Annotated in this window: 19 protein-coding genes; 15 read left to right on the top strand and 4 right to left on the bottom strand. The window is 41.1% G+C overall.

Annotation, left to right across the window (positions count from 1 at the left end; genetic code table 11):
- The first annotated feature begins 646 nt into the window (after window positions 1-646).
- The 5 genes from MHB64_RS16955 to MHB64_RS16935 all read left to right on the top strand — a co-directional run bounded on the left by MHB64_RS16955 (window position 647) and on the right by MHB64_RS16935 (window position 4,005).
- Window positions 647-1,291 (top strand): hypothetical protein, encoded by a 645-nt coding sequence (locus MHB64_RS16955; RefSeq protein WP_341134945.1) that lies wholly within the window; start codon window positions 647-649, stop codon window positions 1,289-1,291.
- Between the two features lie 208 nt (window positions 1,292-1,499).
- Window positions 1,500-1,703, top strand: coding sequence for a DUF5316 family protein (locus tag MHB64_RS16950; protein ID WP_094872980.1), 204 nt, complete (start codon window positions 1,500-1,502; stop codon window positions 1,701-1,703).
- Window positions 1,704-1,969: 266 nt separating this feature from the next.
- Window positions 1,970-2,593: a DUF4352 domain-containing protein gene (locus tag MHB64_RS16945; RefSeq protein ID WP_094877461.1), complete on the top strand. Its 624-nt coding sequence runs from the start codon at window positions 1,970-1,972 to the stop codon at window positions 2,591-2,593.
- Window positions 2,594-2,728: 135 nt separating this feature from the next.
- Entirely contained in the window at window positions 2,729-3,226 is a 498-nt protein-coding gene (locus MHB64_RS16940) for a cupin domain-containing protein (protein ID WP_341134944.1), read from the top strand.
- Window positions 3,223-4,005: an MBL fold metallo-hydrolase gene (locus tag MHB64_RS16935; RefSeq protein ID WP_445671612.1), complete on the top strand. Its 783-nt coding sequence runs from the start codon at window positions 3,223-3,225 to the stop codon at window positions 4,003-4,005. Before MHB64_RS16940 ends, MHB64_RS16935 begins: the two co-directional genes overlap by 4 nt.
- 122 nt (window positions 4,006-4,127) lie before the next feature.
- Here the strand turns inward: MHB64_RS16935 and MHB64_RS16930 are convergent, their stop codons facing one another.
- From MHB64_RS16930 to lexA, 4 genes are all read right to left on the bottom strand, one after another.
- The gene (locus MHB64_RS16930; protein WP_341134942.1) at window positions 4,128-4,706 is read right to left on the bottom strand and encodes a hypothetical protein; all 579 of its coding nucleotides are present in this window, start codon (window positions 4,704-4,706) and stop codon (window positions 4,128-4,130) included.
- Between the two features lie 234 nt (window positions 4,707-4,940).
- Window positions 4,941-5,321 carry a hypothetical protein gene (locus tag MHB64_RS16925; protein ID WP_094872972.1) on the bottom strand — a complete coding sequence of 127 codons (381 nt, stop codon included), beginning with the start codon at window positions 5,319-5,321 and terminating at the stop codon, window positions 4,941-4,943.
- 147 nt (window positions 5,322-5,468) lie between these two features.
- Complete coding sequence (locus tag MHB64_RS16920) at window positions 5,469-5,807, bottom strand: L,D-transpeptidase (RefSeq protein WP_094872971.1); 339 nt, start codon at window positions 5,805-5,807, stop codon at window positions 5,469-5,471.
- Between the two features lie 171 nt (window positions 5,808-5,978).
- A complete protein-coding gene (gene lexA / locus MHB64_RS16915; protein ID WP_042188849.1) occupies window positions 5,979-6,605 on the bottom strand; it encodes a transcriptional repressor LexA in 627 nt (208 codons plus the stop codon).
- Window positions 6,606-6,900: 295 nt separating this feature from the next.
- Here lexA and MHB64_RS16910 point away from each other — a divergent pair, with 295 nt between their 5' ends.
- The 10 genes from MHB64_RS16910 (at window position 6,901) to MHB64_RS16865 (ending at window position 17,146) form a co-directional block, all read left to right on the top strand.
- On the top strand, window positions 6,901-7,314 hold the full coding sequence (locus tag MHB64_RS16910; RefSeq protein ID WP_179281700.1) for a LysM peptidoglycan-binding domain-containing protein: 414 nt from the start codon (window positions 6,901-6,903) through the stop codon (window positions 7,312-7,314).
- Between the two features lie 109 nt (window positions 7,315-7,423).
- Window positions 7,424-7,633 carry a DUF896 domain-containing protein gene (locus tag MHB64_RS16905; protein WP_042128334.1) on the top strand — a complete coding sequence of 70 codons (210 nt, stop codon included), beginning with the start codon at window positions 7,424-7,426 and terminating at the stop codon, window positions 7,631-7,633.
- Between the two features lie 49 nt (window positions 7,634-7,682).
- Complete coding sequence (locus tag MHB64_RS16900) at window positions 7,683-8,210, top strand: hypothetical protein (protein ID WP_094872968.1); 528 nt, start codon at window positions 7,683-7,685, stop codon at window positions 8,208-8,210.
- A gap of 33 nt (window positions 8,211-8,243) precedes the next feature.
- Window positions 8,244-9,029 carry an HAD family hydrolase gene (locus tag MHB64_RS16895; RefSeq protein ID WP_094872967.1) on the top strand — a complete coding sequence of 262 codons (786 nt, stop codon included), beginning with the start codon at window positions 8,244-8,246 and terminating at the stop codon, window positions 9,027-9,029.
- A 259-nt stretch (window positions 9,030-9,288) separates the two neighbouring features.
- Entirely contained in the window at window positions 9,289-9,720 is a 432-nt protein-coding gene (locus tag MHB64_RS16890; protein ID WP_094872965.1) for a FixH family protein, read from the top strand.
- 174 nt (window positions 9,721-9,894) lie between these two features.
- The gene (gene metH / locus MHB64_RS16885; RefSeq protein ID WP_373455903.1) at window positions 9,895-13,272 is read left to right on the top strand and encodes a methionine synthase; all 3,378 of its coding nucleotides are present in this window, start codon (window positions 9,895-9,897) and stop codon (window positions 13,270-13,272) included.
- Between the two features lie 144 nt (window positions 13,273-13,416).
- Entirely contained in the window at window positions 13,417-14,364 is a 948-nt protein-coding gene (rnz, locus tag MHB64_RS16880; protein WP_094872961.1) for a ribonuclease Z, read from the top strand.
- 284 nt (window positions 14,365-14,648) lie between these two features.
- Window positions 14,649-15,437: an HAD-IIA family hydrolase gene (locus MHB64_RS16875; protein WP_341134941.1), complete on the top strand. Its 789-nt coding sequence runs from the start codon at window positions 14,649-14,651 to the stop codon at window positions 15,435-15,437.
- 46 nt (window positions 15,438-15,483) lie between these two features.
- Complete coding sequence (locus MHB64_RS16870) at window positions 15,484-16,299, top strand: Fpg/Nei family DNA glycosylase (RefSeq protein WP_341134940.1); 816 nt, start codon at window positions 15,484-15,486, stop codon at window positions 16,297-16,299.
- Window positions 16,193-17,146, top strand: a complete 954-nt coding sequence (locus MHB64_RS16865; RefSeq protein WP_341134939.1) for a deoxyribonuclease IV — start codon at window positions 16,193-16,195, stop codon at window positions 17,144-17,146. The genes MHB64_RS16870 and MHB64_RS16865 overlap by 107 nt, the downstream gene beginning before the upstream one ends.
- The last annotated feature ends 1 nt before the right edge of the window (window position 17,147 follow it).

The raw sequence follows: 17,147 nt of genomic DNA, 5'->3' as shown, positions 1-17,147 counted from the left end.
CTTACGACAACAGCGGCCGGAAGTCCAAATGTTCTCCGTAGTTATAACTGACTCCTTAGATGTAGGTCTCAAATTAGTGGGGACTTTTTCAATGGCCTCCCTTTGGCGTTGAGGTTTTTTCTGTGGGGGATTTAGTTATGATGTCCATAGAACTTCGAAAGATATCGCAAATGTTTATGCTATGAGCAGGCAAAAGGCCACCTTTACAAGTTTAATGATGGTAAGCGGTAAGGGGTTAACGCTAATACCAAACGCTGAATATACAATGGTAGTATATAGTTTTCCTAGTCATGCTTCGTTGCTCCTTTTAAATATACCTCTGTTATAATCGAAGTAAAAGACGCTTGGGATTCTCATTTTCCCTTCGTTCAAAACCCTTTGTTGGGTTAGATTTTCGGGTTCTGTTAGATGAACACGAGGACGATGTTTATAATGGCTGTGAATAAAGTGATGATGACGGACACAGCTTTAATCGTACCCTGCCTTTCCTCACGGCGTCTTTCTCTTCTTTTTTATAATTACAATATTTGGTTTAGGATTGCAAATCAAATATCGTCCGGATTACAGTTATTGTTAGGAAATGTTTAGATTACAGATGATATAGTAAATACCGCAACCGATGTGGATACATAAGGGGAATTCATTAATGTGGAAACCTAAGATTCAGCAAATATTTAAGTACGTATTTATAATAATATGTATTGTAGCCTTTGGAATTTTCATCTACCCTGGAATATATAAGTATGATAAACTCGATCAAAAATTTCCGGTATTGATCAATCGAATAACAGGGGAAACAAAGATACTTTTTAGCGACTCTTGGTCCACTGTTGGCAATATAGATGAAAAATTAAGTGAGTTTGAAAGCTATAAGAATGAAATATTAGAAGCGATAAATTCACAGAATGAACAAATCAAAGAAAGTGTTATAGAAAGTGTACAGGCAGAATTAGATCATGGGAGAAATCAGTTGATTACTGAAACTGCAAGCGAACCAAATCCAACATATGAAGATGGAACATCAGTGTTTGATGCAGTAAGGAATAGAGACAGAGGGACAGAATCTGCATCAGAATTCATAGCCAGTAGTAAGGAAGCATCAATTAGCTCAATTGGAATCACAAAGTTTGGACTCGGTGATACTAAAGAAACAGTTAAAAAGTCTATGGGAACACCAAGCTCTATAATTAATGATGGAGACACATGGTTTTTTGGTTCATCTATTGTTAATTTTGACAACGGAATCGTAATAGGATGGGTCGATCCTCTTAATGCCTTAAGTCTAGAATAGATCCTATCACCATACTCAATCGGGTATGGTCTTTTGTTGCGCACCAATACGAAACGGGTCAGGGATGAGTATGTGAGTCGGCTTCATGCCATCGAATGGAAAAGGAGAATACCCATACATCATTTTAACTTTTCCGATTAGTAGTGGAGAATAATGTTAGAATATCTTATATATAGATATACAATACTTTCCTGGGAGGAGCACTAATATGCGCATATTCATATATATAGGACTGGCTTTTTTTGTGATCTCTGGTATATGTGTTGGAGGATTTACGACAGGTACTCAGCAAAGAGGGAATTTTTATTCGGAATCCAAAGAAGACCGTAAAATTAAAAACAAAGTAGCGAATTGGACTGCTTTAGGAGGGATTCTCTCCTTGGTTATAGCTGGACTCTTATATTTCTTGTGATCTTTACTTCACTCAAGTTCAAGCGTGGTAAAGAGTGCAATACATGACTTTTTACAAGAACCTTTAGACCCTTGATGTCTTTGCCGTTGAGGTATTTTATATTTATAGTTCTAGTAAAATGGAATTTAATATAACAGTCACAATTATTCTTATCATCTGACATTATTTTATATTTTTCTTGCAAAGGTATATCTTTCATAGGATAATATGGGTATATTTTCCTAGCAAAAGTTAGAAATGGATATTATCTGAGAGGAAGTAGAATATTGAAAACAAAGAAACCTTTTTTTAAAAAATGGTGGTTTTGGCTTATTATTGTTTTTGTTGTAATAGGGGTGATTGGATCACAGGGGAATGATAGTGAACCTACAGTATCAAAATCAGAACCAGCAGTGGCAAAGGTAGATGATACTGCAGCAACAGAGAAACCGGTCGAAACGGAAAAGCCTACCAGCAAGCCTACTGAAGAGCCAAAAGAAACGATGATAACTGAAGTTGGACAAACCATCACAACTAAGAATTTTAAGCTTACAGTTGAATCTCTTGATAAGCCTAAGGGAAACGATTATGTAAAACCATCAGAGGGGAATGAGTTTGTAGAAATCGGAATTATACTTGAGAATATTTCCAGTAAAGATTATATGGTAAGCTCCATGCTAATGTTCAATGCGTATCAAGACAGCTTCTCCATAAATGAAGATCTCATGGCTCATACTTTGGATAGTCAAATAGGAACAATGGACGGCGCTTTAGCTGCGGGAAAGAAAATTCGTGGCAAACTAGCTTACCAGCTTCCTAAGGATTGGAAAGAACTTGAAATCAATACTGATTTTACGGTTTTAAGTTTTAGTTCAGATGGAGAAATCAAAATCGTTCTTCAAAATAAATAGGATATCTCACATATAAGAGTCTCGCCAAAGCTGGCGGGGCTTTTTCATTGTTAAACCTAATAATCATCATTTACATAAAGTACCAAACCGATTATATTGAAAGAACGGCATAAAGGATGAGGGGTGTTATATTTGGTGAAGATTTTTAATGAAAATACAGTTTCGTTTAAGCAAAAGTTATCACCGATCCCTGAGTTTGCTTGGCATACGAGTGAGAGGTTAGCTGAGATCGCTAATTCTAAATATCTTGTCTTCGACATAAGATCGCTTGATCCAGATAAGTATTCCTTTCCTTATCATTTTCATAGAAACGCTGAAGAAATATTTGTGATTTTGACGGGAAAAGCGATGTTAAGAACTCCCGAGGGTTTTACTGAGGTTTCTGAAGGTGATGTGCTATTTTTTGAAATGGGACCTGAAGGAGCGCATCAACTTTATAATCATACGGATGCACCTTGCAAGTATCTTGATCTCCGAACGAACCAGGGCATAGATGTTTGCGAATATCCGGACTCAGGTAAAATCAACATTCTCCCCTATCAAGAAATTTATCAGGCAGATCAACAAGCAGACTATTATAAAGGTGAAGAGCAGGTAAGGGAGAAATGGAACGGAATGGAGGATCATACTTGATTCAAGATCGATGGTTCACAGTCACGAAAATTGATCCACTTACTTATGCAATCAGTGAATATGGACATTGGGAAAAGGTACACTCTTTTTTGCTGTTAGGGGAAGGGCAAGCGGTGTTGATTGATACGGGATTAGGCATCGATAATATAAAAAGAATAACGGATCAGTTAACGGATTTACCTATCGCTGTCATCACTACGCATGTGCATGCAGACCATATAGGCAGTCATGGACAATTTGAGACGATCTATGTTCATAAAGAGGATGAGGATTGGCTAATTAATGGAATACGAGGTTTGTCCCTTGCCCAGATCAGAAAAGATATGAGCCGAGATATTACTCTACCTGTTCCTGAGACGTTTGATCCTAATACGTATACGCCTTTTCAAGGGAAACCAACTGCTCTATTGCGAGAGGGAGATGTGCTTGATTTAGGCGGGCGTAGATTAGAAATTTACCACACACCGGGTCATTCACCAGGTCATATTAGCATCTTTGATCATGCCAACAGGTATCTGTTTACAGGAGATTTGTTGTATGATATTACGCCAATTTATGCTTTTTATCCCTCTACTAGCCCGGCAGATTTAGTGGCTTCTTTAGAAAAGATTGCACAAATTCCAAATGTATCTCAAGTATTCGGTTCTCATAATACGTTGGGTCTAGATCCAGTTATTTTGCAAGAGGTTATGAAGGCAGTTTGTGAATTACGTGAACGAGATCTTGTCGCTCATGGTACGGGTATTCATCAATTTAACGGATTTAGTGTGCAGTTTTAAAATAAATGTTGGCTGCAGCAAAAACGGCCCTCCCAAAAGGACCGTTTTTTCATTCCTTAAGATTTTCAAAATTTCTAATTTGGAAAAGTAAAGTGAAGTAATAAGGGGCGAAAGAGGTGTGTTTATTCGGATACGATCGACCTAAAGAACGCATGCAATTGCTGTACCTGGGAGTAAGCTTCTTTGTACTGATTGTCGGATTGTTGAATGGGCAATAAGCCTGGCAAGAAGGAAATGCTATACATAGGTATTTCATTGCTATTCATGTATATTTTAAGCGTAAGTTCCTCGATAACATCAGCCTCTTCGTCAGCGCTATTAAGCACATTAATATCCGCACTTGAAGCAGTTGTTTTACTGTTTTGTTGTCTTTTAGATACCTTTGAAAGGGTTAGTGCGTTAACGACAATCTCTGAACCCAATACATTTTCGAAGGAGTATAGCTTTGCTATAGCCCTTTTTCTTGTTTTCGGATCGCTGGTGCCTATAGCTATTTTTTTATAAGATTCGTTAAGCGCGATCAAGTGAGATTGATTGGGGGGAATGAATGTTTTGGTGAATATGATGTTAAAAGAGGAGATTGCGTTTAAGAGCTTAGACAGTTCAGAAGAAGTAGATAGTTTTTTCAATTCTAGAATACCGGCACTTAGCATTAAGACTACCCCTAAAATGCCAAACATGTACATCAAAAAAATCAGCATCTAACCACACCTCCAATGATCTCAGTAGAGCAAGGTTTATTGCTTATTGAAAGATATGCTTGAATCCTCTCTACTAGTATCTGTTATAATCGAAAATCGTGGGAATTTAGGAAACGACTACTGATTAGAAAAAGAGAAAGCACCCAGAGTTCTGCCGATTTTGCAAACTGAATGCAAAATTGGGGCAACTGCTGAGTGCTTTGTTGAGAGCTTTTTAAAATAAATATGTCTAAATCATAAGAAATTGAAGGCTGTGATTTGATCGGTATAAACAATTAGCTGTTTGTATTCGATCGGAGATTCATAGCTAGCATAGGGTCTAACAGAAACATCATTAAGGACTACAAAGTTATAACTGAAATTTTTATCGGGATGTTCCGCACCTAAATAAGATATGTATTCATCTACAATGACATCATCCATTAGAGATTTTAAGTCAAAAACATCCTCTTTATTGGAGGTAGAAGGGGAGATGGTCCCTTGAATACTGCCAAATGAGGTGAGTAGATTTACTTTTTTTCCACTAGCTTGATCGTTATTTAACAATAAGCCAGAGAGTTTAACAAGTGCATCGACTTTAAAATCGACGAGGGTTCTAATTTTTGAGTTGTTCAAAACGAAACACTTCCTTTCAATTTGAAATCCTGTTAACATTATTCGACATATAACCACATAATTCCTATTAGGTCATCAAAAATACATAAATACAAACACGCCCCCTCCGTTAAGCAAGGAGTGAGGCGTGTTTATCTATGGATAGATTTAATTTCTGATCGTTACTAGTGTTCCAATTGGAACAATCGCAGCTAGTGCTAACACATCCTCATTGTACATACGAATACAACCATGGGATACTTCGTGCCCTATGGATGAGGGATCATTATTTCCGTGTATCCCATAGTGAGGCTTAGATAGTCCCATCCAAAAGACCCCAAATGGACCGCCTGGATCGGGTTGTTTATTAATGATTGTGAATTCACCGAGTGGTGATTGAGTTAACATTTTACCGATTCCGACTGGGAAGCCCCTGATCACAATGTCGTTATCAAGAAGATAAAGCATACGCTGCGTCAGATCAACTATAATCCGGTAATTTGGCATTGTGCACACTCCTTTCTAATTAAGATATGAGCAGGATGCCTAAACGGTTATTCTTAAAAATGGTCATTTTAGCCTACGGGAACATATGTTCCGGATGGGAGTTAAGCTAAATGCATAGAAAAAAAGGCTGCTCCGCATTCGCGGAACAGCCTTTTTGGTAGGAGTGCATACTTAGTGGATATCTCGAAATAATCCGATAACTCTGCCGAGAATGGTCACGCGATTAAGGCGAAGAGGCTCGTACGCCGGATTCTCCGGCTGAAGACGTATATGATCACGTTCTTTATAAAAAGTCTTAACGGTTGCTTCATCTTCTTCGGTCATAGCTACAACGATATCTCCGTTATCAGCCGTTTGTTGTTGACGAACAATAACATAGTCGCCATTCATAATCCCAGCTTCGACCATACTGTCACCTTGAACCGATAACATAAATACTTTGTTATCTCCAACATAGTGTGTTGGAAGGGGAAAGTAGTCTTCAATATTCTCAGTAGCAGTGATAGGAACCCCGGCGGTAACCTTACCTACGACAGGAATTCGAGCGACGGTTTGTGCGAAATGGTGCACATTCTCAGAATCCTCTTGGCCAAGCAATTCTATCGCACGAGGCTTCGTTGGATCTCGACGGATAAGTCCCTTCTTCTCTAGCCGATCCAAATGACCGTGAACTGTGGAGCTGGAAGCAAGACCAACAGCTTCTCCAATCTCCCGGACGGAAGGAGGATAACCCTTGCTGCGGACTTCGCTACGTATAAATTCCAGGATCGCCAGCTGGCGACTTGAAATCTTTGACATTGGAATCAACCCCATATAGTAATGTTTGGGAAAATTATAACATAGAACTACCGTTCGCACAAACATAAGTTCTAACTATTATAAATATTAATTCGATAGAGTTAATAAATGGTAGTCTTGTATTGATTACATTTCCTTCATCTAAATGGTAAGAGCAGGTTCTTAGATGAATAATATGGTAAATATTGACCTCTGAAAAAAAGAGAACAATTGTTCTAAAATAGTATTGAACAAAACACATGTTCGTGTTATTATGATTTTGGAAGTGAGAACAAGTGTTTGGAGGATGATATTCATGTTAAAATACAGTACATACCGTAGCATCTACGATAAAGCCCCAGTGGTTGAATCTTTAGGACATAATCCTATTACCCGTTATTCAGCTCAGATTAAAGAAATCACAGAGTTTTTGCTTGAAGGCTTGATGCGTTTGTTCCGTAGAGATTTTGTTATTAAGCTGACATTGATCATTGTGCTCGTACTATCAGGACTTACAGTAGTGGGTAATGTATTTGCAGGATCTACTACTTTAATGAAGGATGAGAAGCGCGTAGTGGTTGAACGTGGAGATACACTTTGGAGTATTGCTCTTGAGAATAAACCTTCTGATATGAAGACGGCTGTATATATAGAAGGAATTAAAAAATCCAATGGCATAAAAGGTAGTCAGATTAATGCTGGAGATATTCTCTCTTTACCTATTTATTAATATTCTAAGAACATATTAAGAGGACATGAAGAGCTTGCAGGGAGTAAACCTTGACAAGCTCTTTTTCTCATGGCAGAGTTAGAATTAATTTATAAGGGGAGGGAAAGTTTTGAATATTGATGAGTTGGTCGCGCGTATTAACGAATTGGCACGCAAACAGAAGAGCGTAGGCCTTAATCAAGAGGAAACGGCGGAACGCGCCAAGCTTCGGGAAATTTATTTGGGGAATATCCGCAATAACTTTCGAGCACAATTGAATACGATTGAATTGGTTGATAATGATGAGCATGAACAAGGTAACAAGGGGCTTAAGCATTAACACCCTGTTCCTTTTCATAGATATTTCTGGATGACTAGGGGGAACGCATATGGCCCGTTCTTGGGAAAGAATGGTTCAACGCAACACGCAGCAAATCAACAAGCAAAGAAAGAAACAGGGGAAGGAAACGATTTACGCATCTAAATCTAAATCTCCTGGGAAGAACACCGAAACCTTTAAAGGCCGTAACATTGCATTTCCAGTAGTGTTATTAGTGCTAGGTACTATGTTTTGGATGATTGGTTCAGTGGACCAAGCCAAAGGTAATGGTATGCTTATGAACTGGTTAGGAGTCGTTTTGTACTACTTACTAGCAGCACTTCTGTTCTTCCGACGTCCGTACTTGAAGGTAGAGAATGCTAGACTATCTACTATAAAATTCAATCGCGAACGCTATCTGCCAGCTTCTGATATTGAGAAAATCATCCTCTCGCGTGGAGCAGTTGTCATTAAGCATAAAGGCAAACGCACGAAATGGATTTTTACCAGACTTATGAATCGTTATGATACAACTGCGATGGGGACTAGACTGGAAGCATTCGCAAAAGCTCACCAAATTGAAGTAATTCACGAATAGAAATTAACCAGCCATGGGAGAGGGAGACCTGTAATGCCAATTTCCGCCGTACTATTTGACCTTGATGATACACTGCTCTGGGATGATCGGAGCGTCAATGAAGCATTTCGTTCTGCATGTGAAGCCGCTGGGGATACGATTGATCCACAAGAGCTGGAAATTGCGGTGCGTAAAGAAGCCATAGGACTTTATGAATCCTACGAAACGAACCCGTTTACAAAAATGATTGGGATTAATCCGTTTGAAGCACTTTGGGGGAACTTTACTGCAGGTGAACAGCCGGAATTTCGTCAATTGGAGCAGCTTGCACCGGGATATCGTAAAGAGGCATGGCGTCGTGGTCTTGCAGCACTTGGTGTAGAGGACGAAGCTCTTGCTGGGACATTAGCAGCCAAATTCGCAGCAGAGCGTAGAAATCGGCCTTACATTTATGATGAAACGATTCAGGTGCTTGAAGAGCTGCAGGGTAAAGTGAAGCTATTGCTTCTGACCAATGGTTGCCCTGCATTGCAACAAGAAAAACTGGATGGTGTACCCGAAATCGTTCCTTTCTTTGATCACATCGTGATTTCTGGAAGCTTCGGCAAAGGAAAGCCGGATAAGGAAATTTTTCTGCATGCCCTAGAGCTTTTGGATATTTCACCTGAGCAAGGCGTTATGGTCGGAGATAAGCTTACAACGGATATTCGTGGTGGGTTGGCAACAGGTTTGACTACGGTTTGGATTAATAGAAAAGGCAAACAGCCAGATCCGGAAATTCAGCCGGATTATGAAATCAAACATCTTGGAGAGCTTCTATCATTAGTCCAATCTTTATAAAATTGAGCTGAGGCTTTCATTCATTTAAGCTTTAAGAAGGCAGTGAGTTCCTAGTTACTAGGAGACTTGCTGTCTTTTTTATATCTACATCATTTTTAGTATGATAGATGAGATTTACTAGTATATGATCTAAGTCACAAGAGTTTAGCTGAATTGCTGCGAAATACTGAAAAACCAATAATAATGTGTATAATAGATGGAGAATGTATAACATGAATTGGTAGATTCTTAGTATTCAAATCGACTGGGAGGAATCTAAATGAAGATTTCAAGAACAATAGTTCCTTTATTATTAGGCGCAACACTTTTAGTATTGGGAGGATGTTCATCAGACCAATCTAAACATTCTGGCGTACATAATATGAATATGAACATGGACATGTCTATGGAGCCTATTAAGGTTGAGTTACATTGGAGTCCTGAAGAGGTTGTTGTAAATCAGAAGGTGACCTTTGAGGCGGTGGTGACGCAAGACAACAAGGCAGTGGATGATGCGAAAGAGGTTCTGTTCGAAATTGTGAGCAAAGATGATAGTGAACAGAAAATTGAATTTAAAGGGAAGCTAGTCGGTGATGGAATCTATCAAGCAGAAGGAACACTTGCGAAAGAAGGACAATATATTGTTACATCACACGTAACTGCAAGAACTCAGCATTCTATGCCTAATAAAGAACTCTCTGTGAAACCATAATTAAAAGAATAGCATTTCCTGTGATTACAGATAATGCAGAGTGGAAAGGAAGGCTTTTCGAAATTCCTTTATTCTGCTAAACTTACTCTAATGTTTTACTGGGGGGACTATACGTTGGCTAAATATACACTTGAGGAAAGCTTACAACAAAGAATATTAATTCTAGATGGTGCCATGGGCACAATGATCCAACAGGTGCCTTTGACAGGTGAGGATTTTGGTGGGGAAGAATTGGACGGCTGTAATGAAATGCTAGTATTAACCCGTCCAGAAGTCATTCAGACGATTCATGAGCAGTATCTTGAAGCAGGTGCTGATCTCATTGAAACGAACACATTTGGTGCAACGTCTGTTGTACTTGCTGAATATGATATTCCGCAGCGGGCTCGTGAAATTAATCTGGTTGCAGCAAAGCTAGCCCGCAATGCCGTTGATAAATATGATTCACCAGATCGTCCCCGCTATGTCGTAGGTGCGATGGGTCCTACAACAAAGACACTCTCTGTTACAGGGGGCGTCACTTTCCAAGAGCTCGTTGATAGCTACGAGGAACAGGCAGTGGCATTGATTGATGGTCTTGTAGATGCATTATTGCTTGAGACCTCTCAGGATACGCTGAACGTGAAAGCTGGAAGTATAGGTATTCGAAATGCATTTGAGAAGACGGGTATCAAATTGCCAGTGATGATCTCGGGAACAATAGAGCCGATGGGCACCACACTTGCCGGTCAGAACATTGAAGCATTCTATATTTCTTTAGAACATCTGAAGCCTATCTCTATAGGTCTGAACTGTGCGACGGGTCCAGAGTTCATGCGTGATCATATTCGTTCACTTTCTGCAATCTCTTCTGCAGCTGTGAGTTGTTATCCGAACGCTGGACTGCCAGACGAGAATGGGCATTATCATGAATCTCCTGATTCGCTTGCGCGTAAAATTGCTGCGTTTGCAGAAAAGGGATGGCTTAACATTGCTGGGGGTTGCTGCGGAACGACACCGGAACATATCCGTGCTATGTCTGAGGCGCTTTCACAATTCCCTCCACGTCCGCTTGCAGGAAATCATCCACCGGCACTTTCAGGGATTGAACCTATTTATATTGAGAACGACAACCGTCCATACATGGTAGGCGAACGTACGAATGTATTAGGGTCACGCAAGTTTAAACGTCTTATCGTCGAAGGTAAATATGAGGAAGCCTCAGAAATTGCCCGAGCACAGGTGAAGAGCGGTGCGCAAGTGATCGACGTCTGCGTGCAAGATCCGGACCGTGATGAGACTGAAGATATTAAGCTGTTTCTAGAATTGGTTGTAAAAAAGGTTAAAGTTCCTTTGATGATCGATACTACCGACCCTAATGTTATTGATCTGGCATTACAGTACTGTCAAGGTAAGGCGATAATTAACTCTATTAACCTTGAAGATGGTGAAGAAAAATTCGAGCTGGTCACTCCTTTGATTCACAAGTATGGCGCAGCTATTGTTGTGGGTACGATTGATGAGACTGGACAAGCGATCAAGGCTACGGATAAATTGGAAGTTGCTAGACGTTCTTATGACTTACTGGTGAATAAGTACGGTTTAGCGGCAGAAGATATTATATTTGATACGCTTGTGTTCCCTGTAGGCACCGGGGATGAACAATATATCGGCTCGGCCAAAGAAACAATAGATGGCATTCGTTTGATCAAAGAAGCTCTTCCAGGTGTTCATACGATCTTGGGGATCAGTAACGTTTCCTTTGGGTTACCGGAAGCTGGACGTGAAGTGCTGAACTCAGTATTCCTCTATGAGTGTACTAAGGCTGGCTTGGACTATGCGATCGTAAATACCGAGAAGGTAGAACGTTATGCTTCTATTCCTGCTGAAGACCGTCGTCTTGCTGAGGAGTTAATTTATAATACGAATGACGACACGCTTGCTGCTTTTGTTGCCGCCTTCCGTGGGAAGAAGATTGAGAAAAAAGAAAAGATTTCTAACCTGTCCCTAGAAGAGCGCCTGGCTTCTTACGTGGTTGAAGGCACGAAAGAAGGGCTCATTCCGGATCTGAATGAGGCGCTTACCAAATCAGGACCTTTGGAGATTATCAATGGTCCGTTAATGGCAGGGATGTCAGAGGTTGGACGATTGTTTAATAACAATGAATTGATCGTTGCCGAAGTGCTGCAAAGCGCTGAAGTAATGAAGGCTTCTGTTGGTCATTTGGAGCAGTTTATGAAGAAGGATGAGACATCGGTAAAAGGTAAAATCATGCTGGCAACCGTAAAAGGTGACGTACATGATATTGGTAAGAATTTGGTGGAGATCATCTTATCGAATAATGGTTATCAGATCATTAATTTGGGTATAAAAGTACCACCTGAGACCATTATCGAAGCGTTTCGTCGAGAAAAAGCTGATGCGATCGGATTGTCTGGACTGCTCGTAAAATCGGCACAGCAAATGGTGCTGACTGCACAAGACTTACGGACGGCAGGGATTGATGTGCCGATTATGGTGGGCGGTGCTGCTCTGACTCGTAAGTTCACCAAAACACGGATACGCCCTGAGTATGATGGTTTAGTACTGTATGCTAAGGATGCTATGGATGGACTTGATATTGCTAATCGGCTGATGAACCCAGTTGAACGGGAGAAAATTGCCGAGGAAATTCGCGTGGAAGCTGAAGCGGCTGTTGCGGTAGCTCCAAAGCAAGAGCTTCCTAAGCTAACAAGAGCAGTACGCTCCAAAATTTCTCCAGATGCTCCTGTATTTGTTCCACCGGATTTAGAACGTCATGTCATTCGTAATTATCCATTGGGGCATATTATCCCTTATGTGAACATGCAAATGCTGCTGGGTCATCATCTGGGACTACGTGGTTCTGTAGAAGCTCAGTTAGCTGCTGGTGATCAACGGACTGTTGAGTTAAAAGGGACTGTGGATGACATTCTACATCAAGCGATGCTGGAAGGTACGATTACTCCTCATGCGATGTATCAATTCTTCCCGGCACAATCCAGTGGTAACGATATTATCGTGTATAATCCACAGAATACAGCCGAGATTCTGCATACCTTTACTTTCCCAAGACAAGGTGTAGAACCTTATCTCTGTCTAGCAGACTTTTTGAAGTCGGTCGAGAGTGGAATTATGGATTATGTTGGTTTCTTAGTAGTAACTGCGGGACACGGTGTTCGTGAACTCTCAACAGCCCTTAAGGACAATGGAGATTATTTACGCTCACATGCCTTACAATCTGTAGCGCTAGAGATCGCAGAAGGATTAGCGGAGCGTGTTCATCACATGATGCGGGATACATGGGGTTTCCCAGATCCTGCCGATATGACCATGAAACAAAGACATGGAGCAAGATATCAAGGGATTCGTGTATCCTTTGGTTATCCGGCATGCCCAGATCTGGAAGATCAGGGACCACTATTTAAGCTACTATCCCCGGAGGATATCGGTGTCCATCTTACAGAAGGCTTTATGATGGAGCCTGAGGCATCCGTTTCGGCGATGGTTTTCGCTCATCCAGAGGCGCAGTATTTTAATGTAGAGAAGCTGTAATTCTTTCATTTATACACCTGGTCTGTAGGGGAATTGTATCCCTATCAGCGGAACCTCCCGTAACTGGGGGGTTTTTTGCTGGAAGAAGGACGTTTAGAATAGATAAGAGATTGTTCAGCCAATAAGAGGAAGGGAGGAACAAGGATGGAATTATATTTTTTAGGTACGAATGCAGGGGTACCAACGATACAACGCAATGTAACGTCGATTGCATTAAGACTTCTGGAAGAACGCCGTAGCATTTGGATGTTCGATTGCGGGGAAGGGACTCAGCATCAGGTTCTTCGCTCACCGATTCGCCTAGGGAAGCTGGAAAAGCTATTTATTACACACTTACACGGAGATCATCTATTTGGTCTTCCAGGTTTATTATCTAGTCGTGGTTATCAGGGAGGGACTTCGCCTTTAACGGTTTATGGTCCACCTGGATTGAAGGCATACTTAGATATATCCTTAGCTGTGAGCCAATCCCGAATTCCATACAAGATTGAGATTGTCGAGCATACAGGAGGAACGGTATTTGAGGATGATGGTTTTAAAGTGGAGGCAGCATTATTAGAGCATCGTATTGATAGCTATGGTTACCGGATAACGGAAAAGGATAGTCCCGGGAGCCTCAATACGGAATTACTAAAGAGCTATGGCTTAAAACCTGGACCGTTATATGGAAAATTAAAAAAAGGTGAAGATGTTATAACGGATGAAGGTGTTCGTATCTGCGCTGCTGATGTTGTTAGAGAACCTAAAAGAGGGCGTATTGTTACAATCTTGGGAGACACAAGACCTTGTTCAGGAGCTTTAGAACTCTCACTTCATGCAGACCTTATCGTTCATGAAGCTACCTTTGCTCATGATCTGGCAGAAATGGCTTATCAATATCATCACAGCACAGCTCGTCAGGCTGCAGAGCTAGCAAAGGAAGCCGAAGCAGGACAACTATTGTTGACTCATTTCAGCTCTCGTTACAGTTCGTCTGAAGAGTTGATTCCTTTGCTGGAAGAAGCTGAGCTCATTTTTCCTGAGACATTGTTAGCTGAGGAATTCAGCACATATCCAATTTATCGAGGTCAAAACGGGCAATTGGGGAAATGATTATTTTCCGGGAAAGCGCAGGAAATGACAGTGCTATGCTAAAAAATGCTGGATGAGTCTCTCGTTCGATTTCATTCGACGAAGTGTGTTAGATTTAAAGTAATCACAGGGTGAAAGCAGTACGAATGGCTGGAAATCTTGCCGAAAACCAAGGGGCAATATCATCAAGAAAAAGGTATTACTAACTATTCTAAATCCAAGCTGAGCCTGGTCTTAGATTTTATTAATACAATTATTTATTCATTACATTAATTAAATTTCTTATGGAAATAGAGGGATTTATAATGGAACAGATTAAAGGATTATTGATTGATCTAGATGGTACGTTATACCATGGGCATAAAATGATTCCTGGTGCAGATTTACTGATTGAAGGTCTGCGTGAAGCGGGCATTCCATTTCTATTTGTTACCAACAATTCATCGCGTACAGCAGCTAATGTGGCTGCACATTTATGTGGAATGGGAATCGATGCGAAAGCTGAGGAGGTATGTACCTCATCAATGGCGGCCGCACGTTACATAGCTGAGGAATCACCTGGGGCTGCAGTGGCGATACTTGGAGAAGAGGGTTTGCATGTGGCTTGTACCGAAGCTGGGCTCCGCATCGTCACAGACTCACCCGATTATGTACTGCAAGGCATCGATCGATCTTTCACTTATACTTCGCTATCGCAAGCTTCTCGCTGGATTATGGGAGGTGCTAAGTTTGTACTCACCAATCCAGACTTAATGCTCCCTTCAGATGATGGGGTGATGCCAGGTGCAGGTACGATCGGAGCAGCCATCGAGGCTGCTAGTGGTGTGAGTCCCGTAGTGATTGGTAAGCCGGAATCTCATTTAATCAAGTTTGCAACAGATCTTCTAAATATTGAGCCTGAACATGCTGTGGTAGTTGGTGATAATATGCGTACAGATATAGCTGCTGGAGTAAATGCGGGCTGTCGTACAGTTCTTGTATTTACTGGATTGACTAACGCAGAGAATCTTGAACACTATAAAAACATTACAGGGATCTCACCAGATGAAATTTGTGCCGATTTAACTGAACTTAAAACGTTTCTCGGTGTATAATAGCTAGGATCTTATTACTTCACCAACCTAGAGGGGACGATGAGCTATGCCGGAACTGCCGGAAATGGAGAATTACAAAAAGCTGCTAAGTCAGCATATTATAAATGTGCCAATTTCTGATGTAATCGTGAACAGAGAGAAATCAATTAATATTGAGACAGAAGCTTTTAAAAATGCATTAATCGGTGCCCGTGTTGTTTTTGTTGAGCGGCGTGCCAAGTATATTTTGTTTCATCTTCATGATGGACGAAGACTACTTTTACATTTGATGTTAGGTGGACTCCTTTTTTATGGATCAGAGGAAGAACGGCCGGATCGAAACACACAAGTCGAAATCGTATTTGGAGATCAAATTCTTTACTTCATAGGACTTCGATTAGGGTATCTGCATTTGGTGTCCGTTAAGGAAAGTGAAGCTACAATGGGTAAATTGGGGCCTGAATTGCTGGATCGTAGAATGACGCTAGAACGGTTTACAGGATTATTAAAGGGACGGCGGGGTGCGCTAAAAAGCCTGTTAGTAAATCAGCATGTGATGGCTGGAGTCGGGAATTGCTATGCCGATGAGATTGCTTTTGAAGCTAGGCTGTTGCCTTCTACACTAGTTCAGAATTTAACGTCTGACTCCATAACCCGTCTATTTGAGAGCATCCAAAACGTACTAACTGAGGCCACGGAAATTGGTGGGTACATGGAAATGCCGTTTATGACTGGGGATACAGTTACAGGTTCATATAATAATCAATGTAAAGTGTATGATCGTGAAGGCGAGCCTTGCCTTCGTGACGGGGGAACAATTATCAAAACAGAGCTTTCTGGACGCAAAGTGTTTTATTGCCCAAACTGTCAGCATGACCAATAGTCTTCAAATAGGGGCTCATGTTAGCATTCGCGGTGGATATGGGAGAGCTGCCCGATTCGCTTGGGAGAGCGGTGCAACATGTTTTCAATATTTCCCTAAAAACCCGCGCAGTTTAAAACTTAAACAGTTGGATGTTCGAGATACGAGGGATTGTTTGCTCTTTTGTCAAGAAAAAGGGATCTCCTCGATTGCTCACACACCTTATGGGATTAACATGGCGGCTGGGCTAGATGATGTTACTCCACGAAAGGTTTATGTAGCCTCTCTCTTAAATGATCTGGAGATTGCAGAAGCTTGTGGTTCATTAGGCATCGTTGTTCATTTTGGACATTTTGGTGGAATGGAGCCGTTACAAGGCTATCAAAATATTATACAATGTATGAATGAGGTGCTTCAGTCCTGGGATGGTCGTACTAAGCTGCTTATAGAGAATCAAGCGGGCAACCATGGAAATGAAGGAATTACACTTGAAGAACTTGTGAAAGTTCGAGAGCTTAGCCAATTTCCGGAGAAAATAGGATTTTGTTTGGACACCTGTCACGCTTACGCAGCTGGTATCTGGAACCCTGAGCGAACGGAAGACTTCCTTGAACGAGGAGAGAGACTTGGATTTTGGCCACATCTTGTTGCTGTCCATTTAAATGATTCTAAGTTTCCTTTCGACTCAAGACGCGACAGGCATGCTGGAATAGGACAAGGACATATTGGAGAACAGGGGCTAAAAAGCTTAATGTCCTCCGGGCTTTTACGAAGCTCAGCTGTTGTCATGGAAACGGAGAAGGGTGCGGATGGCAGTCACCGAAAAGAAATTGCTACCGTGCGTGGTTGGTTTGAAGCGGAGGCGTAAT

Origin of the sequence: Paenibacillus sp. FSL K6-2859 (assembly GCF_038008265.1) — a bacterium.
Classification (GTDB): Bacteria; Bacillota; Bacilli; order Paenibacillales; family Paenibacillaceae; genus Paenibacillus_AQ; species Paenibacillus_AQ nitricinens.
The sequence above is the reverse complement of the archived record's forward strand: the minus strand, read 5'-3'. Positions and strand labels throughout refer to the sequence as shown.